The organism is Nocardioides sp. L-11A (assembly GCA_029961745.1).
Taxonomy (GTDB): Bacteria; Actinomycetota; Actinomycetes; order Propionibacteriales; family Nocardioidaceae; genus Nocardioides.
This window is the reverse complement of sequence record CP124680.1, coordinates 2,592,487-2,613,668: the sequence shown is the minus strand read 5'-3', so window position 1 is coordinate 2,613,668 and position 21,182 is coordinate 2,592,487. Positions and strand designations below refer to the sequence as shown.

General features: G+C 71.3%; 19 protein-coding genes. 12 read left to right on the top strand and 7 right to left on the bottom strand.

Annotation, left to right across the window (positions count from 1 at the left end):
* Positions 1–10: 10 nt before the first annotated feature.
* Complete coding sequence (locus QJ852_12390) at positions 11–1,243, bottom strand: Fic family protein (GenBank protein WGX99218.1); 1,233 nt, start codon at positions 1,241–1,243, stop codon at positions 11–13.
* Between the two features lie 65 nt (positions 1,244–1,308).
* On the opposite strand from QJ852_12390, the gene QJ852_12385 reads away from it, so the two are divergent.
* Entirely contained in the window at positions 1,309–2,415 is a 1,107-nt protein-coding gene (locus QJ852_12385) for an FAD-dependent monooxygenase (GenBank protein WGX99217.1), read from the top strand.
* Positions 2,416–2,701: 286 nt separating this feature from the next.
* On the opposite strand, the gene QJ852_12380 is transcribed toward QJ852_12385, so the two are convergent.
* A complete protein-coding gene (locus tag QJ852_12380) occupies positions 2,702–3,529 on the bottom strand; it encodes an alpha/beta hydrolase fold domain-containing protein (GenBank protein ID WGX99216.1) in 828 nt (275 codons plus the stop codon).
* A 110-nt stretch (positions 3,530–3,639) separates the two neighbouring features.
* Between QJ852_12380 and QJ852_12375 the strand changes: the two genes are divergently transcribed.
* The 7 genes from QJ852_12375 (at position 3,640) to QJ852_12345 (ending at position 11,921) form a co-directional block, all read left to right on the top strand.
* Positions 3,640–4,974 carry a DUF3100 domain-containing protein gene (locus tag QJ852_12375; GenBank protein ID WGX99215.1) on the top strand — a complete coding sequence of 445 codons (1,335 nt, stop codon included), beginning with the start codon at positions 3,640–3,642 and terminating at the stop codon, positions 4,972–4,974.
* Complete coding sequence (locus QJ852_12370) at positions 4,928–5,983, top strand: NAD(P)-dependent oxidoreductase (protein ID WGX99214.1); 1,056 nt, start codon at positions 4,928–4,930, stop codon at positions 5,981–5,983. The genes QJ852_12375 and QJ852_12370 overlap by 47 nt, the downstream gene beginning before the upstream one ends.
* On the top strand, positions 5,980–7,539 hold the full coding sequence (locus QJ852_12365; GenBank protein ID WGX99213.1) for an aldehyde dehydrogenase family protein: 1,560 nt from the start codon (positions 5,980–5,982) through the stop codon (positions 7,537–7,539). Before QJ852_12370 ends, QJ852_12365 begins: the two co-directional genes overlap by 4 nt.
* Positions 7,536–8,738, top strand: coding sequence for a M20 family metallopeptidase (locus tag QJ852_12360; protein WGX99212.1), 1,203 nt, complete (start codon positions 7,536–7,538; stop codon positions 8,736–8,738). Before QJ852_12365 ends, QJ852_12360 begins: the two co-directional genes overlap by 4 nt.
* 23 nt (positions 8,739–8,761) lie before the next feature.
* The gene (locus tag QJ852_12355; protein WGX99211.1) at positions 8,762–9,553 is read left to right on the top strand and encodes a class II aldolase/adducin family protein; all 792 of its coding nucleotides are present in this window, start codon (positions 8,762–8,764) and stop codon (positions 9,551–9,553) included.
* Entirely contained in the window at positions 9,550–11,103 is a 1,554-nt protein-coding gene (locus tag QJ852_12350) for an AMP-binding protein (protein WGX99210.1), read from the top strand. The genes QJ852_12355 and QJ852_12350 overlap by 4 nt, the downstream gene beginning before the upstream one ends.
* Positions 11,104–11,177: 74 nt before the next feature.
* Positions 11,178–11,921 (top strand): SDR family oxidoreductase, encoded by a 744-nt coding sequence (locus tag QJ852_12345; GenBank protein WGX99209.1) that lies wholly within the window; start codon positions 11,178–11,180, stop codon positions 11,919–11,921.
* Between the two features lie 36 nt (positions 11,922–11,957).
* On the opposite strand, the gene QJ852_12340 is transcribed toward QJ852_12345, so the two are convergent.
* Positions 11,958–12,815: a MurR/RpiR family transcriptional regulator gene (locus QJ852_12340; GenBank protein WGX99208.1), complete on the bottom strand. Its 858-nt coding sequence runs from the start codon at positions 12,813–12,815 to the stop codon at positions 11,958–11,960.
* 222 nt (positions 12,816–13,037) lie between these two features.
* On the opposite strand from QJ852_12340, the gene QJ852_12335 reads away from it, so the two are divergent.
* Positions 13,038–14,744 (top strand): helicase, encoded by a 1,707-nt coding sequence (locus QJ852_12335; protein ID WGX99207.1) that lies wholly within the window; start codon positions 13,038–13,040, stop codon positions 14,742–14,744.
* An 18-nt stretch (positions 14,745–14,762) separates the two neighbouring features.
* On the opposite strand, the gene QJ852_12330 is transcribed toward QJ852_12335, so the two are convergent.
* A complete protein-coding gene (locus QJ852_12330; protein ID WGX99206.1) occupies positions 14,763–15,116 on the bottom strand; it encodes a cupin domain-containing protein in 354 nt (117 codons plus the stop codon).
* A 28-nt stretch (positions 15,117–15,144) separates the two neighbouring features.
* Complete coding sequence (locus QJ852_12325; GenBank protein ID WGX99205.1) at positions 15,145–16,485, bottom strand: FAD-binding oxidoreductase; 1,341 nt, start codon at positions 16,483–16,485, stop codon at positions 15,145–15,147.
* 224 nt (positions 16,486–16,709) lie between these two features.
* On the opposite strand from QJ852_12325, the gene QJ852_12320 reads away from it, so the two are divergent.
* On the top strand, positions 16,710–17,378 hold the full coding sequence (locus QJ852_12320) for a lysophospholipid acyltransferase family protein (protein WGX99204.1): 669 nt from the start codon (positions 16,710–16,712) through the stop codon (positions 17,376–17,378).
* Positions 17,379–17,385: 7 nt separating this feature from the next.
* On the top strand, positions 17,386–17,754 hold the full coding sequence (locus tag QJ852_12315; GenBank protein WGX99203.1) for a DUF488 family protein: 369 nt from the start codon (positions 17,386–17,388) through the stop codon (positions 17,752–17,754).
* 6 nt (positions 17,755–17,760) lie between these two features.
* On the opposite strand, the gene QJ852_12310 is transcribed toward QJ852_12315, so the two are convergent.
* Positions 17,761–19,563: a DUF429 domain-containing protein gene (locus tag QJ852_12310; protein WGX99202.1), complete on the bottom strand. Its 1,803-nt coding sequence runs from the start codon at positions 19,561–19,563 to the stop codon at positions 17,761–17,763.
* Positions 19,564–19,636: 73 nt separating this feature from the next.
* Between QJ852_12310 and QJ852_12305 the strand changes: the two genes are divergently transcribed.
* Positions 19,637–20,188 (top strand): hypothetical protein, encoded by a 552-nt coding sequence (locus QJ852_12305; GenBank protein ID WGX99201.1) that lies wholly within the window; start codon positions 19,637–19,639, stop codon positions 20,186–20,188.
* On the opposite strand, the gene QJ852_12300 is transcribed toward QJ852_12305, so the two are convergent.
* Positions 20,185–21,150: an AraC family transcriptional regulator gene (locus tag QJ852_12300; GenBank protein ID WGX99200.1), complete on the bottom strand. Its 966-nt coding sequence runs from the start codon at positions 21,148–21,150 to the stop codon at positions 20,185–20,187. The two genes, QJ852_12305 and QJ852_12300, sit on opposite strands and share 4 nt — an antisense overlap.
* Positions 21,151–21,182: the final 32 nt, after the last annotated feature.

The window sequence follows — 21,182 nt, the reverse complement described above, 5'->3', positions numbered from 1 at the left end:
GCGGCGCCCGTCAGCCTCGACGCCCGACGCGCTCGGCGAAGGCGTCGAGCGCGTCGATCACCTCCTGGGCCAGCCAGACGCGGTTGCGCCTGCCGGTGCCGACGGGATCGACGATCCCGGCAGCGGCCAGCTGCTCGACCGCCCGCTGGGCGGCGGACAGGGCGACGCCGGTCGCGGCCTGGGCGTGGGCGACGGTGACGGCCGGCTGGTTGAGCAGGTGCGGGAGCAGCCGTCGCGCCGCGGAGCCTCGCCGCGACGCCAGGCGGTCGGTCCAGCCGTCGTACACCTGCTCCAGCTCGGCGACGAGCTGGCGACCGTTGCCCACCGCGCGGAAGGAGGCGCTGACGAACTGCTGGACGATGGGTTCGACGTCACCGTCGCGGTAGGCGGTCAAGGCGTCGAAGTACGCCGCGGTGTCGGTCAGCAGGCCCGCGGACACGGGCACGGTCAGGCGGCGGGTGACGTCGGAGCGGCGCAGCATCGCGTGCACCAGGGTCCGACCGACGCGGCCGTTGCCGTCGTTGAAGGGGTGGATGGTCTCGAACTGGGCGTGCGCAATCGCGCAGTGGACCAGGACGGGCAGGTCGACGCGGACCACGAAGGCGATCAGGTCCCGCATCGCGTCCTCGACCCGCGCATGGTGCGGCGGGACGAACGAGGCCGCGTGCGGGCTGATCGCGTTGCTGCCGATCCACACCTGGGTCGTGCGGAGCCGGCCGGGGGCGGCGTACTCGTGCCCGGCCAGGAGCGCGTCGTGGGCGGCCAGGATCGATTCGACGCTGATCTGGTCGGCGAGCTCGACCGCGCGCCGCATCGCCACCACGTTGGCGGTGACGAGCTGGGCGTTGGGGCCGGCCTTCGCCTCGATCGCGGCGAGCGCCAGCGCTCGGGCTCCCGCGGTGACGCCCTCGATCTCCGAGGACGAGGCGGACTCGGTCCTCAGCAGCACCGCCGCCAGCGGCGCCAGCTCGGTGGCGACGTCCTCACCCTCGACCTCGGCCCGACGCGCCGCCAGGGCGCCGACCTCGGCGTCGAAGCGGGTGATCTCTCGAACCGCGTCCTCCGCCTCGGCCTGGACCTCGGCGCCCACCCGGACCGGAAGGTCGGCGATGCGTGCGGGAACCGCGGCCTGGTAGGGCCCGCGCGCGGTCAGCCGCTGGCGGCGCGAGGCCGACTGGTCGGGGTCGCTGCGCCAGGGACGGCTCTCGAAGCCGATGGCGAAGCCTCCCTGCGACGCGGTCATACGGCGATGCTACACCACTTTAGGACATTAAAGTGGTGTAAGGACGGATGCTGTCCCTCGGACCGATGAGGAACGACCGACCGTCCGGTCTGCGCCCGGGCGGTCAGGCCGTGGACGCGCGCGGGGCAGCGAAGGAGGTCGTCCGGCGGATGGGGCTCGAGGAGCAGGTGCGCGCGGTGTGCACCCGGACCGCCGGCGCCTACGCAGTGGACGCCGACGGGAAGGTGCTGGAGACGTTCCGCGCGGACGCAGACGGGGGCGACGGGTACATCGCGGAGATCGAGGTCCTGCGCGGCGATCTCTCCCGCGTGCTGTACGACGACACCCGCGGCGACGTCGCGTACGTCTTCGGCGACCGCATCGCCGAGCTCACGCAGGACGCGGATGGTGTCGACGTCACCCTCGCTCGCGGCGGGCGGCGGCGCTTCGACCTGGTGATCGGCGCCGACGGGCTGCACTCGGAGCTGCGGTCGATGGTCTTCGGGCCGCGCGAGCGGTTCGTCCGGCATCTCGGGATGGTGCTGGCCTTCTTCACCGTCCCCGACGGGTTCGGGCTCGACGGATGGGCGCGGGACCACAACGACGCGGGGCGCTCCGCGGGCCTGCGGCCCCTCCCCGACCCCACCCGGGCGATCGCCATGCTCTCCTTCCCCAGTTCCGCCTTCAACATCGACCACCGCGACATCGAGACCCAGAAGCGGCTGTTGCGCGAACAGATGGCCGGCTTCGGCTGGGAGACGGCGCGGATCCTCGAGCACCTGGACGACGCGCCGGACTTCTATCTCGACCAGGTCGCCCAGGTGGTGATGGACCACTGGCACCTCGGACGGGTGGGGCTGCTCGGAGACGCGGCGTTCAGCGCGTCCCCGATGTCCGGCGCGGGCAGCGGCCTGGCGCTGGTCGGTGCCTACCTCCTCGCCGGGGAGCTCGCCGCCGCCGGCTGGGCCCCGGAGGCCGGGTTCACCCGCTACGAGGAGCGGATGCGCGACTATGTGGCGGCCAACCAGGAGATCGGCCGGATGCACGTGCAGATGCTCACGTCCGCCGAGCCGGCTCCCGAGCCCGACATGGAGTCGCTCACCGCCCTGATCGAGCGAGCGGTCGGAGGTCCGGAGCTGCCCGACTACGACGGCGTGGCGGACTCCCGACTCGACCGGCACCCGGACAGCTGATCCGCTCGACCGACCAGATCACCACCTGTCGCGTAGGGTCGAGTCGTCCTTTCATGGGGGACGATCCTTCCTTTCTGGGGGAAGCTGGCCCGCCCGTCTCTTCGGAGGCGGGCGGGCTCGGCAACAACTCCATGGCGTACGACAACGAGGTCGCTCGGCACGCTGACCGCTGAGGTCAAGCGCCTCATGTCCACGACGTCCTCAAGCACGTTCGACGAGTACGCGCGCCGCCGTGGAGCGGCCTGATGTATCTGCTCGCCCCTCCGTTCGACGGCCTCACGAGCGGTCAGTGAACACATGCGGCGACGAGCGCGGCCTGCGCCTCCGCGGCGTCGGAATGCTCCGTCAACGGGTAGTTGTGAGGTGCGTCGACCGCCTTCAGCAAGCGGACCGGCACGTCCGCGGCCGCCGCGGCACCCGCGAGCCTTCGGGCGTCGGGGAAGAGGAGATCAGCCGTGCCGCCGACGAGAGTCAGGGGTGGCAGGCCGGCCATCGTCCCGAGCAGAGGACTGACGGCGGGATGCGCAAGGCCGAGTTCTCCCGCGTACAACTCGCCACATCGGCGCATACCGGCGATCGTGAGCGGTGCGGAGCCCGCCTCGAGCGCAGGCTGTCCCGGATCGACCAACCGAAGGTCGACCCACGGCGAGACAAGGGCGAGCGCCGCGGGGAGCCGCAGCCCACGGCGCGCCATCTCCTGCGTGGCGGCAAGGCTCAGTCCGGCGCCGGCAGAGTCGCCCATCACGACCATGCGCTTCGCCTCGGCATCGTTCACTGCAGCGATGAGCCCGACCAGGTCGTCGACAGCCTGCGCGGCACGCACGCGCGGCAGCAGTGGATAGCACACCACCACGGCTTCGAACCCAGTCTCGTCGGCGAGCTTCTCGACCATCGCCCAGTGGGCTGCGGTGATGGCCCGGACGAATGCACCACCAGGCAGCCAGAGCAGCCGGCCGAACGGCACCAGTCGCGGGCGGTAGCGGAAGACCGACCAGCCCACGGGACTGCGCCACGCCCGGAAGACCGGGGGCGCCGCAGCCGGCGGGTCTGGTCGGACGCGTTGCGCCGCGACCCAACGATCGACCGCGGCGACGGATGCAACAGGAGAGATCATCGGGCAATTCTGCAGAATGTGTTGCAACTGCGTCAAACAGCATCTAGCGTTGCGGTTCGCGAGCGGAAGGAGTCACCTCCCTCGTCGGTCGGCACGAAAGGTCCAAGTCCATGACACGACGCAACCTGGCGATCGTCTTGCTGGGCGCCGCGGCAATCGCTGTGGTCGCCGAGGCGGTCGGTACCAAGTTCATCGACCTCGGCCCCGGCCAGGTCATCCTCTTCCCCATCGTCTGGGCGATCCTGATCGGAGGGCTGATCAGCTTCCAGCGCGTCAAGCCGCTCCCGCGCGAGGCACAACGCGACGCCCTCGAGCTCGTCTCGGTCGGCATCATGGTGTTCCTGGTCCTGGTCGGCATCACCGTGGGCGCCTCGCTCACCGTGCTGCGCGAAGTGACGTGGGCGCTGGCCCTGCAAGAGTTCATGCAGTTGTTCGGCACTGTCGTCGTGGCGCTGCCGATCGCGATCGCCCTGCGCATGGGCCGTGCCTCGATCGGCGCGACCTACTCGATCGACCGCGAGGCCAACCTGGCGTACACCGCAGAGCGGTATGGTCCATCGTCCCCGGAGTACCGCGGCACGCTCGGCGTCTACGTCTTCGGCTCGGTCTTCGGCGCGCTGTACCTGGCGCTCATCGCCGGCTATGTGTCCTCGGCCGGCTGGCTCGACCCGCTCGCACTCGCGATGGGCAGCGGAGTCGGGTCGGGGTCGATGATGGCTGCTGCCTCCGGCGCGATCGCTTCGGCACACCCGGATCTCGAGAACCAGATCCTGGCGTTCGCGGCCGCGTCGAATCTGATGACGCAGACCATCGGCACCTTCGTGACCTGCTTCATCGCGTTGCCGCTGGCCGAGCGCCTCTACCCGATGTGGTGCCGTGCCTTCGGCGTGGCGCAGCGGCTGGAGATCGACGGTGACGTCCGCGAGACTGACGGGCCGGCGAGCTCCGGCGGCGGCACCGGCCCGTCGACGACGATGACCGCCGTCGCGCAGGGTGCCGAGGTTGTCGTACGGCCGCGCATCGGGCTGGCGCGCCTGGCACAGATCCTCGCCGTCTTCGTCGCCCTGATGAGCTTGTCGAACGCGGTCGGCACCCGCTCCTTCGAACTGGACGCCGTGCTCGCCATCGCCGGCATGGGCCTCGTCACCTTCGGGGCTTTCGCGCTCAACCGCGCCGTGCCGCGCATCCCGGTGCTCGTGACGACGGTGGTCGTCGGCATGCTCGTGGCGGCCCCTTTCAGCCCGATCTCCGACCGCGTCGTCGAACTGGTCGCAGGCATCACGTTCTTGTCCCTGGTCACCCCGGTCCTCGCCCTGGTCGGCCTGTCCTTGGGTGCCGAGCGTGAGGCGCTGAAGAACCTCAGTTGGCGCGTCGTCCTGGTGGCTCTCGTCTCGTTCAGTGTGGCGTTCCTGTTGGCCGCCGCGTCCGCTCAGCTGTTCCTCTGATGTCGCGGCTCACCGCTGCGTCGTCTTTCACCAACCACCCGAAGGGAATCCTGTGACCAACGCCAAGCCTTCCGCTCCCACCCACCAGAGGAGTGTGGGCGTCCTCGGCCTGGGCACGATGGGCTCGGGTATGGCCGCCACCCTGCACTCAGCCGGGTGGGACGTGTGTGGCTACGACCCCGCCCCCGAAGCCCGATCGGCGGCAGCGGCAGACGGCGTCCCGGTCGTCGACAGCATCGCCGCGCTCCGAGGCTCGGTGATGGTGATGTCGTTGCCGGGAGCCGACGTCGTCGAGCGTTGCGTGCCGCTCCTCCTCGACGGCCGCCGAGGGCTCGTGATCATCGACACCACGACCTCGCACCCCCGCACCAGCCGGGAGATGGAGGCGCTGTGTGACGCGGCGGACTCGGTGTTCGTGGACGCACCCGTCTCCGGTGGCCGGGTCGGCGCATGGTCCGGCACGCTCACCGCCTTCGTCGGCGGCCGACCGGCCGCAGTCGATGCGGCCGAGCCGGTGCTCGCGAGCCTGACCTCCACGTGGCGACATCTGGGGCCGTCGGGCTCCGGCAACGTCGTGAAGCTCCTCAACAACCTGCTCTGCGCGGCGAATCTGGCGTCCGTGGCGGAGGCCATCGACGTCCTCGACGCGAACGGTCTCGATGTCGCGGCGGGTCTGGACGCCCTGAACGACGGCTCGGGACGCAGCGCGGTCAGTCAGGTCAACTACGCCGGCATACTGCGAGGCGAACTGGTCGGCGGCTTCGCCGTCGGGCTGATGGCACGGGACGTGCGTCTGGGCCTATCGGTCGCCAAGGACTCCGGTGCCACACCCACCGTACTCGCCGCCACCGAGCAGCTGTGGGCGCACGCGCTCGAGGTCCTCGGTCCGCAGGCGGACTGCAACATCGCCCCATCGGCGTTCACAACCGCGACCGACCGCCTCCACCCGCGCCGGCTCGGCGCAGTCGAGGATCCCAGCGCACCCGCTGCAGAGGAGGCACGGGCATGACCACCGTGAACGCCGACGCCGAGCAGCGCGCGTCCATCGTCCGCGACGTCCTCGAGAGCCATCTACCCGACGGCATCGGTATGTCCGCGGGCGCGTCCACCCGGCGCGGCCGGGGAGATTCGGTCGAGCTGCGGGACCCGACGACAGATCACCTGGTCACGACCTGGGCCGACCTGAGTGAAGACCTCGCCTCCGAAGCCGTCGAGCAGGCCGTTCGCGCGCAGCGTGCATGGTGGGCGATGGGTCCGCGCCGCCGAGGCGAGGTGCTGCGCGCCGTCGGTCAGCTGATCCGTTCCAAGGCGCAGGACCTGGCATTGCTCGAGACCCTCACCACGGGCAAGCCCGTGCGGGACACCCGTGCCGAGCTGGGTGCCATCGACCACATGTTCACGATCTACGCAGGCTGGGCAGAACGCATCAACGGCGAGACGCTCGGTGTCGAACCTTCATGGCACACCTACACGCGTCTGGAGCCCTACGGCGTCGTCGTCGCGCTGACACCATGGAACGCCCCCTTGCTGACCGCCTGCGCCAACGCGCTGCCCGCTCTCGCGGCGGGCAACGCGGTGGTCGTCAAGCCCAGCGAGATCACACCGGCCAGCACCATCCGCTTGGCCGGTCTGTTCCACGAGGCCGGCGCCCCCGTGGGCCTGCTGACCGCGGCGCCGGGGCTCGGCCCCACGGTGGGACGCGCCCTCACCGCGCACCCGGCCGTCGGCAAGGTCGTCTTCATCGGCTCGGTCGGCACCGGACGCGCGGTCGCCGCCGCTGCCGCCGGCTCCGGGACTCCCACCATCTTGGAGCTGGGAGGCAAGAGCGCGAACGTCGTCTTCGCCGACGCCGACCTCACGGCTGCTGCGGGTGGCGCCCTGTCCGCGGTCTTCTCCGGCGCCGGACAGTCCTGTCAGGCCGGCTCGCGTCTACTCGTCCACGAAACGATCCACGACGCCCTGGTCGAGAAGATCCGGTCAGGCGCTCGTCGGCTCCGGGTCGGTGACCCGCTCGACCCCGACACCGAGCTGGGACCCATCATCCACCGAGCCCAGCTCGATCGGGTCCGTGCGTTGGTTGACGCGGGCGTGGCCCACGGTGCCCGACGCCTCGACCAGCTTGCCGTGCCGACAGACATCGCCGACGGCCCGCTGCGCGACGGGAACTGGTACATGCCGACGCTTCTCGACGGGGTGGGCCCCGACCACCCTCTCAACGGCACCGAGATCTTCGGGCCGGTCCTGTGCATCGACACCTTCGCTGATGAGGAGGAAGCCCTGGCGAAGGCCAACGGCACCGAGTTCGGGCTCGCCGGCGCAGTGTGGACCAGCGACGTGGCCCGTGCGCACCGCTTCGCCGCCGGCTGCGACGCCGGGACGATCTACGTGAACTGCTACAAGGTCGGGCACCCGCTGGCGCCCTTCGGTGGGTTCAAGTCCTCGGGCTGGGGCCGGGCGAGCGGTCGGGGCGTCGTCGAGGAGTTCGTGCAGTCGAAGGTGGTGTGGCTGCCGACCGAGGCGCTTCCGGCGCCGTTCCCGTCACTGGCGGCGGATCCGATCCCATGAGCGACGGGGACGTACACGGCGACATGGTCCGCGACCTGGGCCGGCTGCAGGAACTCCGTCGCGAGCTGCACTCGATACCGGAGGTCGGCCTCGAGCTGCCGAGCACGCAGTCAGTAGTGAGCCGCGAGCTCGACGCGCTCGGGTTGGATGTCCGGCTCGGACGCCGTTGCAGCTCGGTGGTCGCCGTGATCGAGGGCGCCGAACCCGGCCCCACGGTGCTGCTGCGCGCAGACATGGACGCGCTCCCGATCTCCGAACGCAGCGACGAGCCCTTCGCCGCGACCAACGGCGCGATGCACGCATGCGGTCACGACCTCCACATGGCCGGCCTGCTCGGTGCCGCACGATTCCTCGTGCGGCGTCGCGAGACGATGGCCGGCCGGGTGGCACTGGTCTTCCAGCCTGGCGAGGAGGGCTACGACGGAGCCCAGGTGATGCTCGACGACGGCCTGTTCGACCACCTGGGTGGGCATCCGGTCGCGGCGTACGCCGTCCACGTCGGCGCCGGTGAGCCGGGCACGATGTGGACTCGACCAGGACCGTTGTTGGCGAGCCTCACGGAGCTGGACGTGGAGCTCCGGGGGTCCGGTGGGCACGGTTCGACGCCGCACCTGGCCGACGATCCGGTTGCCGCTCTCGTCGACGTCGCGGCCGCCCTCCACGCCTACGTTCCGCGCCGCTTGGATCCGCTCATGCCGACGGTCGTGTCGATCACTCAGATGAACGCCGGCTCGGCCATCAACGTCATCCCGGACGTGGCGCGGCTGGGAGGAACCGTCCGCACCCTCACCGGGTCCCTCGACTCCCTACGCGACGGACTTGTCGAGACGGTGCGTCTTGCGGCGGCCGCGCACGGGGTAGCAGCCGCGACCACGCTGGTGGAGCGCTATCCGGTCACCGTCAACGATCCGAACGAGACCTCCCGACTCGTCGCGGCCGCCCGGACGATCTGTGGCCCGGACAAGGTCGACGCCGCGCACGAACCGCTGATGGGATCGGAGGACTTCTCCAAGATCCTCCAGCGCGTGCCCGGCGCGATGCTGTTCGTCGCCACCACACCACCCGACCTCGATCCTGCGACAGCTCCCGGTGTCCACACGCCGGATGTGCGCTTCGACGACAGCGTGCTCGCCGCCCAGGCGGCGGTGCTCGCCACCGCGGCCCTGGATCGACTGCACGACTCCCCGCAGATGCGATAACCCCCTAGGAGAGGTAGACACCTATGTCACTCGGCGTACACGAAGCCTTCGAGATGCGCACCGGCTCGGTGCAGGAGACCACCCCCCGCACCGCTGAGGAGCAGCAGGTACGCACCGACCTCGCCGCTGCCTACCAGTTGTGCGCGATGTTCGGCTGGGACGACCTGATCTACACCCATCTGTCCGCACGGGTGCCGGGCAGCGACCACCACTACCTGGTGAACCCGCTCGGTCTGGCGTTCGACGAGATCACCGCGTCCAACCTGATCAAGATCGACCTCGACGGCAACATCATCGGTGACAACCCCCATGGCTTCCGTCCGAACTACGCCGGCTTCGTCATCCACGGCGGGATCCACTCCGCGCGTGAGGACGCCGGCTGCATCATGCACCTGCACACCGAGGCGCAGATGGCGTTGTCCTGCCTCGCCACCGGACTGCTCCCGCTGACGCAGCACGCCATGCGATTCCACGGCCGCGTCGGCTATCACGCCTACGAGGGCATCGCGCTCAGCGAGGACGAACGGCTCCGGTTCATCGCAGACCTCGCCGACCATGCAGTGCTCATCCTCAACAACCACGGCTCGTTGACCGTCGGGAGGACGGTCGCCCAGGCGTTCGTGGAGATGTACTACTTGGAGAAGTCGGCTCGCACCCAACTGCTGGCCCAGGCCACTGGCCAGACACTCGTGATTCCCGACGACGCCGTTGTCGACCTCACCGCCCAGCAGTGGAGCGGAGCGCTCTCGGCAGGTCTGGAGTGGCCGTCGCTGCTGCGTCGGCTGGACCGAGCCGAGTCTGTGTACGCCTCGTGAGCGGCTCGGAGATCGAACGTGCCCGCACCTTCACCGACTGCTGGGACCGGACCGTCGCCCGTGCCGGGGACCGCCCCTTCCTCGTCTTCAGCGATGGGAAAGGCACCACGACCCAGTGGACATACGCCGCCTTCGACGATGTCGTGGCCCGACTCGCGGCAACGTTGAGCGCCGCGGGTGTGGGTCCTGGAACGGGCGTCCACCTCGCACTACGCAACTGCCCGGGCTTCGTCGCCGTGTGGCTGGCGGTCGCCCGGCTCGGTGCGTGGTTCGTTCCGGTCGACCCCTCCTCATCGGCCCGTGACATCCGCAACCAGTGTGAGCGGACCAGTCCGGTCGTCGGTATCTGCGCCGCCAGCCGCGCCGACGTCTACCGCGAGGGTGCCACCTCGGTCTTTGTCGTCCTGGAGCTCTTCGAGGACGCGCGCGACCTCGACCCCGGGTCGGCCCTACTTGCCACCGACCAGCGGGTGGACCGCGCAGGAGGCGGTACCGAGCATGATCGGCTGGCGGTGATGTTCACGTCCGGCACCACCGCCCAGCCGAAGGGCGTCGTGTTGACCCAACACTCCTACGCCCACGTCGCAGCGGTGATGGCTGAGCTGTCGGGCACGACGCCACGTTCGCGATGGTTCGTCACGTTGCCGCTCTTCCATGCCAACGCTCAGTACTACTGTTTCGCGCCGGCCATCGCAGCGGGTGCCAGCGTTGCCCTGACCGCCACCTTCTCGGCGTCGAGGTGGGTGGCACAGGCGCGGGCGATCGCAGCGACGCACGCGAGCTTGTTCGCGGCCCCGATGCGGATGATCCTCGCCCGAACCCCGGCTGTCGAACAACCGCTCACCCTGGAGCACGTCTGGTTCGCCCAGAGCCTCGGAAGCCGTCACTACGAGGACTTTGCGACGCTGGTCGGCTGCCGGCCACGTCAGCTGTACGGCATGACCGAAACAGTCGCGGTCGTCACCATCGACAGCAGTGAACCAGCCACCTACGACGTCATCGGTCGACCGGTCGAAGGTCGTTCCGTCCGGATCGACGGCGTCGGGCTGCATGACGCGGCGGTCGGCGCCACCGGTGAGCTATCCGTTCTCGGCACGCCCGGACAGGACCTCTTCGCGCGGTACCTGGACGACCCTGCGACAACCGAACGAGTGTTGACGCCGGAGCAAGGGCACCGGTGCTGGTTCTCCACCGGCGATGTGGTGGCGGTGCGGGCCGACGGACAGCTCCGATTCCTCGGACGGGTCGATGACGTGGTCAAGGTGGGGGGTGAGAACGTGAGCCTGAGCGAGACCGAAGCGGCGGTCGCCCAAGCGCCTGGCGTTCTCGAGGCAGCGGTCGTGGCGCGCCCCGACCCCGTGCGTGACCACGTCACGGTCGCCTACGTCGTGCCTCGCGATCCGGCTCGCCCACCCGACCCCGATGAACTGGACGCCTGGGCCGCGCGCAACCTGACCGCCGCGGCACGTCCGCGCGAGTGGCACCACATCACCGATCTTCCGCGCACCAGCGTCGGCAAGGTACGGCGGTTCGAGGTCGGTGCCCCATGACACCTCGACCTCATCCGGCAGGGTTGCTCGGCTGTGGCCAGAGGGCCCGTCGTACCGACGGTGACGTGGTGGTCGTGACCGGCGGCACCGGCGGCATCGGACTCGCCGTCGTCGAGCGGCTCCTGGACGACGGGTGGAACGTGCTCGCCGGCGATGTCGCAGATCCTCCCCGCCCGAACTCGCCCCGGCCGGGCCTGGAGAGCACGCAGCTGGACGTTGCCGATCCCGAAGCCGTACGTCGCGTGGCCACGCGACTGGCCGAAGAGGAGCGAGGCGTGGCGGGCCTGGTGAACGTCGCGGGTCTGCTGCAAGATGTCACCGCGCTCGACGCGGTCGACCCGGCGCTCGTCGAGCGGATCTGGTCAGTGAACTATCTCGGCGCGCACCGTTGCATGGTCGAGTTCGCGCGCCTGATGCGCGGCGGTGGCTCCATCGTCAACATCACGTCCATCAACGCCCACCGGCCGCTCCCCCTGCATGCCTACGCCCCGGTGAAGGCAGCGCTCGATGCCGCCACCCGGCTCGCAGCGGGAGAGCTCGGGCGCCGCGGGATCCGGGTCAACGCGGTAGCACCGGGGTTCACCCTCACTCCGGCGCTGGCGGCGAAGATCAAGGTCGGCGCCCGAGACGCCACGTCGATGGAGAGCGCAGCCGCTCTGCAGCGGCTCGTCGACCCGGCCGAGGTCGCTGCCGTCGTTGCGTTCCTGATGAGCGATGACGCCAGCGCAGTGACCGGTACGAGTATCCCCGTCGATGCCGGATGGTTGGCGACCTCGCACTGGATGGACTTCGGGGACCGGCTCGACGGCGGTAGCTGAAGCGGGCAGCGCATCGGTGGAGTCGAGCGGGGCGCCTCAATCCCGTTCGTAGGTGTGCAGCGCCTCCCAACGGCGTCGGGCCTCGGCCAGCCGTTGTCGGGTGGCGCTCGGGTCGCGCTGTGCCAATCCGTCCACGATGCCGTACGTCAACGATGTAGCGGCGGTGACGGACTGGAAGAACGAGACGCCCTCACTCGGCACGACCAGCAGGTGGTCAGCGACCGACCGGAACACCCCCCGTGTGGAGTCCGTGATGACGACGACCCGAGCGCCGGCGTCCTTCGCGACGCGGGCGGCGTTGATCAGGTCTCGGATCGGCCGCCAGACGTTCACGACCACAAGCACGTCGGTAGGCCCGAAGCCCGCCAACGCAGCCGAGAGGTGTACCGCCCCGCGGCCTTCGAAGGCGATCGGATATCCGACCGTCGCTCCCAGATGGGCCAGGACCTGCCCCGGCGCGGTGAAGGTCCCCGTACCGATGACGAGTGTCTGCCGAGCCTCGGCGATCGCGTCGATCACGGCTCGAACCTCCTCTGCGTCGATGGACTCGAGGGCTTCTTTGAGGTTCTGGATGTCCTGGAGGACTGCGCTGTGTCCCGGTCCGGACACCGACGAATCGTGTGTCGAGAACGTCTCCTCCGAGGTCAATGACGCCAGGTATCGCGCCCTGATCTCCCGCTGCAACGCCGGCCACCCGGCGAAGCCGAGCGCCTGTGCGCACCGGACCACCGAACTCCCGTTGACGCCAGCCGTGTCCGCGATCTTCGCGACCTCGCCGTACGAGGCGAGCTTGGGATTCGTCATCAGCACCTTCGACACGCGCTCGAGCGCCGGTGACAGATCTCGTGCCTCGACGAGGTCTCCGAGCCAAGACGCCATGGTGGGTTGCTGCACCCCGCAACTGTAGGTGCAATAGGGCGGTTCTGCACGGCGCACGCCGCTTGCTCAGGACCGGGTGTGGCGGCATTCACGGCCTGGCGTGGGAGCCCATCGACCTAGGAGCGGCGGGTCGCGTCGGAGCGGCGCAGCATCGCGTGCACCAGGGTCCGGAGCTGCCCGACCACGACGGCGTGCCGGACACCGGGCGGGCCGGCCGGTCCCGGTAGCGTCCCCGGGGTGGCCCGTCCTCGCCGATCCCGCCCCCGTCGACGGGGCGCGTCCCCGCGACCGCTGCCGTTCACCGGGCCCGGCGAGCGGCTGTGGGTGCTGGACGTGCCCTACGGCACGCAGGTCGAGGGCGCGAGCTGGCACTCCGCCGTCAAGACCCACCTGTACGTCGGCGCACGGCTCCCCGCGCACCTGCAGCCCTATGCCCCGGGCCCGCACACCCTCGGCCGGTTCATCGAGAACACCCTCAACCCCGACGACCCGATCCCGAATCCCGAGCCGACCGACGCACTCGAGCCCCGGCGGATCCAGTTCGAGGCGGCCGACGCGATCGCGGCGCGGGCGGAGGCGGGCGGGCGGATGTTCCTGCTGGCCGACGAGCCCGGCGTCGGCAAGACGATCTCGGCGGTCCTCGGGGCGACGGCGGTCGGTGACCTGCGCGGCGCGCGCCGGGTGCTGGTCGTGGCCGACCGGCCCGCCGCGATCACGATCGGCCACTGGTGCCGCACGATCACGGCCTTGGGCGACGGCGGTCTCGAATGGGTCGTGATCACCTGGGACCGGTTGGAGAAGGTCAAGGACCACGGCTGGGACGTGATCATCGCGGACGAGGCCCACGCCCTGCGGCGTACGACGACCAAGCGGTGGAAGCACTGGGCGCGGATCTCCGGGCACGGGAAGCCGCACGACACGGCCCCGTTCGTCATCGCGACCACCGCGACGCCCGGCCACACGCCGCTGGAGTTGCCGTACCTCGCTCCGGCGTACGCGCAGGTGCTCGGTGAGCCGATGCGGGACTGGGCCTCCGCCACCCAGCCCGGCCCGGCGTTCGCGGCGGCGCTCGAGCGCCACGGTGTCGGCGTGGAGCAGGGCCGCTACGGCGCGACCTGGACCCCCGATCCGGCACGCCGCGCCGCCGACCTCAAGCTGGTGCGTGGCTGGCTCGCGGAGGAGCGGCCCCCGGCGATGCTGCACCGTGCCGCACCGTGGGGGCCGGTGCCGATCTCCGGGATGCCGGTGGCGCTCACCCCGGCCGAGCGGACGGCGTACGAGGCCGAATGGGGCGAGTTCTGCCGCGAGATGGACATCGCCCGCCGCGGCCGCAATGTCGCGAAGGGCCGGGCCGCGCTGCTGCGGTTCCGGCAGAAGGCCGGGCTGATCCGCGTCGACTCCACCGTCGACTGGATCGCCCAGCAGGTCCGGGCCGAACGGCAGGTCGCGTGCTCCGTCGAGTTCGTCGCGACCGCCGCCGACCCGATCGCCGACCGGCTACGCGAGTCCGGCATCGAGGTCGCCACGATCTACGGACGCGACCGGTTCGACCCCGAGGCCGAACGACTCCGCTTCCAGACCGGGCAGGCCAAGGTCTGCGTCTTCACCACCGTCGCCTCGATCAGCCTGCACGCCGGCGAGACGCTCGCCGACGGCCGCTCGGCCAGCACCGAGCCGCGCGTCGGCATCTTCCACCAGGCCCGCTTCTCAGGCATCGCCGGACGCCAGGTCACCGGCCGCACCCACCGCGACCACCAGGTCTCGCCCTGGCACATCGCCTACGCCGAGGGCACCGTCGAGGAGCAGGTCGGCAAGGTGATGGTCGAGCGGATCGCCGCCGCCTCCGACACCGTCGGCAGCGACACCACCGGCCTCACCGGCCTCGCCCAACTCCTCGGCGCGGATTGGCTGCCGGCGACGCTGTTGACCGAGGACGGTGGCTGACCCGCTCGCCCCGCGGCCTCAGCTCGGCCTCGCGTACGCCGCCACGCCGGTGTCGAGGATGACGCAGGCCTCGTCGCCGACCGTCCACGCGTCGTGGCCAGGATCGAGGTCGATGACGTCGCCGGGACCGATCTCCATCTCCTCGCCGTCGTCGGGCTTGACGGTCATCCGGCCGGAGAGGCAGATGCCGGTGTGGTGGACCTGGCAGGACTCGGTGCCGGCGATCGGCTTCACGTCGTTCGACCAGCGCCACCCCGGTTCGAAGGTGCCGCGGCCGAGGGTGAAGGCGCCGAGGGTGACGACGTCCATCTGGCCGTGTGCCTGGAACGGCCGGCGCTCGTGGGGTGTGTCGATGCTCTGCTTGTCGGACATGGGGCTCTCCTCTGCTGAACGGGGCCGCTCAGACGGTGGCCCGGGGGCGGATGTTCTGGTTGCCGGAGAAGACGTTGCCCGGGTCGTACTCCGACTTGATCGCGACGAGGCGCTCGTACTTCTCGGCACCGAAGGCAGCCCTGATCCGCTCCTCGCCCTCGTCGCCGATGAAGTTGAGGTAGACGCCACCGGTGGTGAAGGGGGCGTTGGCGCGCCGGTAGGCGCGGACCCACGCGACATTGGCGTCGTCGTCCGCGGCGTCCGCCCAGGTGGCGAAGGGGTGGCTGACCCAGCGGGCACCGCGCTGCCCGAGCGGGGTGGAGTCGGGGTCGACGCGGGCGACGGCGCCGCCCCACGGCAGCAGGAGGTGCTGGGTCAGCGGGGAGGGACGCCCCGCGCCGGCGGCGAGGAAGACATCGAGGGCGTCGTCGGGGAAGGCGTCGTGGTGGTCGGCGCTCCAGTACTGCCGCAGACCGGGCGGGTCGTCGATCATCGACTGCAGCTGCGCGTACGGCATCGGACCGACCAGGTCGACGTCCGGGGACAGGTCGCGCAGGACCTGGACCAGGTCCTCCCCCACCCGGTGGTCCCCGGACCAGCAGACAGCGACGGCGATCAGCGGCTCCCCCTGCAGGTACGGCGGGATGAACTCCTCCGGTGGACCGCTGATGACGACCAGGCCGCTGCCGAGCTCGTCGGGGGCGTCGTCGGCCCAGTCCCGGTAGGTCCGGGCGACCTCCGCGCCCCGGGCGAGCGGCCAGGCCAGCAGGCCGCCGAGGATCGTGGGCCCGACCGGGTGCAGCCGGAACTCCAGCGCGGTGACGACGCCGAAGTTGCCACCGCCGCCCTTGCACGCCCAGAGCAGGTCCTGATGCTGGTTCTCGTCGGCGCGGATCTCGCGCCCGTCGGCGGTGACCAGCTCGACCGCCAGCAGGTTGTCGCAGCTGAGGCCGTGCCGGCGCTCCAGCCAGCCCGAACCGCCGCCCAGCGTCAGGCCCGCGACGCCGGTCGTGGAGACCCGACCGCCGGTCGTGGCCAGTCCGTGCTCCTGGGCGACGGCATCGAACTCGCCCCAGGTGCAGCCGCTGCCGACGCGCGCCCGTCGGCCGGCCGCGTCGATCTCGACGCCCTTGAGCGGGCGGACGTCGACCACCAGGCCGTCGTCGTTGGTGGACTGTCCCGCCACCGAGTGCCCACCCGAGCGGACCGCCACCGCGAGGCCGTCGCGGGCAGCGCGGTCCAGCGCCTCCGCGACGTCAGCGGGACTCGTGCAGGCCGCGATGACCCGCGGCCGCCTGTCGATCATCGCGTTGAACAGCGCGCGCTGCTCGTCGTACCCGGCGTCATCGGGCCCGCACCAACGTGTCATGTCGACCTCCGAACTGGCCTCCCCGCTCCCCCCACGCTCCTCCGGCTGCGCTCACGCGGCATCCCACGGAATGGGGAAAGGTGTCGACGGCACCGGCTCAGACGGCGTGGTGGAACCAGCGCATCGCTCCGTCGACGCCCTCGCAGGTCCGCCCGAGCGCGGTCAGGGCGGTCGCCGGGACAGGCTGGGCGGTGTGCGAAGAGGCCCGGCACTACGCTGATGCCGTGCTGTACGAGGTCCTCCACACGACGGTCCCTCCGCTGGCGCGCGCCCTGTGGCGGCCGACCATCGAAGGCGTCGAGAACGTGCCGGCGTCCGGACCCGTGCTGCTCGCGAGCAACCACCTCAGCTTCGCCGACAGCGTGGTGATCCCGATCGTCGCCCCGCGCAAGGTGGTGTTCCTCGCGAAGGCGGAGTACTTCACCGGGTCCGGCCTCCGGGGACGGCTGAGCAGGGCCTGGTTCGAGGGCCTCGGCATGGTGCCGGTCGACCGCACCGACACCCGCGCCGCCCTCAACTCGCTCGATGTGGCCCTCGACGTACTCGGCCGGGGCGAGGCGTTCGGGATCTATCCCGAGGGCACCCGCTCGCGCGACGGACGGCTCTACCGTGGCCGCACCGGGGTCGCGCAGCTGGCCCTGACCGCCGGCGTACCGGTGGTGCCGGTCGGCCTCCTCGGCACCGCGGACCTGCAGCCGCCCGACGCGACCTGGCCCCGACGGGCCAAGGTGACCGTGCGGTTCGGCGCGCCGATCGACTTCACCGGACGCTTCGAGGGCCTCGCCCCCGGTCGGGCCCGGCGGGAGGCGACCGATGAGATCATGACCGCGATCCACGCGCTCACCGGCCAGGAGCTCGCGGGCGTCTACAACGAGCTCCCCGCCGAGGTGTGAGACCGCCGTGGCCGCCGCGCATCCCGCCGTCCGCGTGGCCCACGTGCGCGACGGGCGCCCGGCGACCGGAACCGCGGTCCTGGTCGACCGCCTGTGGCCGCGCGGGCAGAGCAAGGCAGCGGCCCCGTGGGACGTGTGGCTGCGCGACGTGGCGCCGTCGACGGACCTGCGTCGGTGGTACGGCCACGACCCCGACCGCCATGCCGAGTTCGTCCGCCGCTACCGCGCCGAGCTCGGCGGAGGCGAGCAGGCCGCGGCCCTGGCCCGCCTGCGCGCGCTGCTGGCCGCCGGCCCCCTCACGCTCATGACCGCGTCGCGGGACCTCGCCCTGAGCCAGGCCGCGGTCCTCGCGGACCTGCTCGGCGCCGACGCCTAGCCTGGATCAGTCCTCGGCGCGCATCCGCGCCAGCCGGGCCCGCAGGGCCGGCACCCGGTGGGCGTTGCCGTGCAGCTCGAGGTAGCGCTCCCCGTAGACCCACAGCAGGGCGTCGTCGAGGCGGCGGACCGCACCCGGCGGGTAGCGGTAGCCCATCCGCTCGCGCAGGGCGTCGTCGTCGACCGAGCGCAGCGACTCGCCGAGCGCGGCCAGGGAGGTGATGCCGAGCTCGAGGACCAGCGCGGAGATCCAGGTGTAGTGGTCGGTGCGCGACCAGCCGGCGTCGGAGTACTGACCGGCGAGGAAGGCGGCCAGCTCGCGCGGGCTCATCCGCGGGTCGCCGTCCCCCTCGTCGTGCTCGTCGTCGTCGGCCTCCGTCGGGCCGTCGCGGAGCAGGTCACGGATCGTGGAGAACTCGCGGTCGGCCAGCTCGAGGAGACCCGCCGCGAGGGTGAACCGGCGGTCGAGCTCGAGGACGTGCTCGGCGGGGACGGCGCCCTTGTAGCGGGTGTCGTGCTCGAACTCCGCCCACGCGTGCTGCAGCACGGTGCGGATCTGGATCGCCGCCTGGTGCCCCTGGAGCGGGTCGGTCTCGTCGTCGCCGGCGCGGGCGGGGTCGAGGCCGACGATGAGATGGCGACTGGAGTACCCGAAGCGTCCCTCGCTGGCGGTCTCCTGGCCCATGTCGCGGTCGTCGTGGACGACGACCTGGTCGCCGAGGAGGTCGACCACGGCCTGCACGTCGCTCTGCACATAGGTGATCACCCGGACGCCGACCTGGTCGGTGATCTCGCGCAGCGGGTCGGTGTAGAGGGGACGGCCGCCCAGGGTGCGAGCGGCCTTGGCGGCGAAGGACGAGACGCTCTTCGCCCGGCCGGTCACGGTGAGGTAGTTGATGCCGGCCTCGTCGAGGATCGCGGTCACCAGCCGCACGAAGCCGTCGGTCACGTCGCGCAGCGCGGGCTGCAGCTCGGCGTACCGGCGCACGGCGGCGCCGATGTCGGGTGCCGCGGCGGGATCGCGCGCGGGTCGCGGCGCCGGCAGGAGGCCCTCGGGCAGTGTGGGCGTGACGATATAGCCGGTCTCGAGGTCGCCGTAGGTCGTGGTGTCCTCGGGGCGTCGCTCGGCGAACAGCGCGACATAGGCGCACACGACCGCGTCGACCTGGTCCTCGACGACCCGCAGCTCGCTCTTGCGGGTGGCCGTCTCCCCGGCGGAGCGCAGCGCGGTCCACGCCGCCAGGCCCTCGACGTGCAACGGCGGCGCAGCGGCGCCGAGTCCCTCGACCAGGCCGAGCAGGACGAGCAGCTCGGCCCGCAGCTGCTCCAGGTCGCGACCGGGCTTGTTCTTGTACTTCAGGGTGCGACCGAGCCGGAACAGCGCGACGGTCGCCGGGTGCGGATAGACCTCGATCGCCCGCCGGGGCCGACGCGATCGCGGGTTGATGTCGAGCCCGAGCCGGGCGGCGACCCGCGCGGCGCGAGGTTGCTCGCGGAACTCCGGCTTCCCGGTGTTGGCGGGGTGCGCCCCCGCGTCGAAGCGTGCGAAGTCCCTGTTGAGAGCCGCCTCGGCCGGCCGGTTGCCGGTGGCGTTGACGACCACGATGGGCGCATCGATGGCGACCACGCACGCCCCCTCGACGTACGGCGCCAGGGCGGTCGCGATCTCGTCGTCGGTCTGCGCCGCCGCGACGGTCAGCAGCATCCCCTCACCGTCGACGACGGCGAGACCGGTCGGCCGGCGCTCGCCCCAGGCGAGGTCGACCCCCACGAAGTGCTCGACGACGTCGCCCTGTCCGTCCGCACCCATGGGCACGACCCTACCGATCCGCGGCACCCGCGCCCGCTGGGTGAACACGAGGTGAACCTGGCACCATCGTCCGGTGAACACGGTCCCCGTGGCGCTCTGGCGCCTCCTCGTCGCGACCTGCGCGGCGTCGGGAGTCGTCCTCGCCGCCCGGGAGTACGACGTGTGGTGGACCGCCCTCTCGCAGCTCGCCAACCTCACGGTGGCCGTGTGCTTCCTCGGCCTCGCCCTCCGCGAGCCCCGCTCCCCCTGGCTGCGCGGCGCCCTCACCACCGTGATGGTGCTCGTCGGCGTGGCCTACGTGCCGATGCAGAACGGCAACCTCGACCAGCCCTGGTCGCTGCTCGAGCATGTCGTCACCCCGACCCTGGTCGTGCTCGACTTCGTGCTCGTGGGGCGCAACCACCACGAGGTGCGGTGGTGGCACCCCTTGTCATGGCTGGTCCCGCCGGCGGCGTACCTGCTCTGGTACGTCGGGGGCGATCTCGCCGTCTACGGCGCGCTCGACGCGGGCCGGCCCGCGGAGTTCGGCCAGCGGATCACGGTGCTGCTGGGCCTGCTGCTGGCGACCGGCTACGGGCTCTACCGACTGGGCCTGACCCGGCGGGTCCCGGTCGAGTCGCGCTAGCCGGCGAGGGTCTGCGAGGGCAGCTCCTGGTAGGCCGCGCGGTAGGCCTGTGAGAAACGCCCGAGGTGGAAGAACCCCCAGCGGGCCGCGACGTCCGTGACCGAGGTGGTGCTCGGGTCGGCGTCGACGAGGTCGCGGCGCACCCGCTCCATGCGAGTGCGCCGCAGCTGCTCGAGCGGGCTGGTGCCCAGCTCGCGCTGGAAGGCCTCCTGCAGGGTGCGTGCCGAGACGCCGACGTGCCCGGCGAGCTCGGCCAGCCTCCACGCGCGCTCCGGCTCGGACTCGATCAACTGGACCACGGCGCGCACCACCCGGGAGCCCGGAACCGGAGCCGGTGCGATCGTGCCGCTGCTGTTGGGCTGGGCGGCCAGCAGACCGGAGATGAGCGTCTGCTCGAAGTGGGTGGCGGCCAGCGGCGAGCGGAACAGCGCTCCCCCGGCCTCGATGTCGTCGAGGGCGAGGTGGACCAGCCGCAGCCACGCCCGCAGGGACGGGGCCTCCAGGTCCATCATCGGGTCGAAGACCACCGGGGCCGCGCAGCCCTGCCCCTCCCCGGCCAGCTCCTCGACCGCCTGGCGCCGCAGATAGACGAGCAGCTGCTCGCAGCCGTCGCTCCAGAGCATGTCGACCGGCTCGGTCGGCGAGCCCAGCGAGGCGTGCGTGCGGTCCGAGGCCACCACCCGCTCCCCGACCCTGACCCGGGCGGTGCCGGCCAGCGGCACCTGGACCAGGTAGAAGTCGTCGAACCGTCCCGGCGTGATCCGGACCTCGTCGCCGTAGCGCAGGTAGTTGAGGGTCACGTCGCGCCCGATCGCCGCAGCGTTGTGGAGCATGTCCAGCCGTCCGGAGGCCCGGGTCAGCGTGAGCCGGTGCGCGCAGAACCGGCGCGCGACCTCGTCCCGGGCCTGCTCCAGCTCGACGGTGGCGATCTGGCGGTGCCGGGAGAGAAGGGTCGTGGCCATCGGAACGCTCCTGTGGGTCGCTGCTGCCCTAT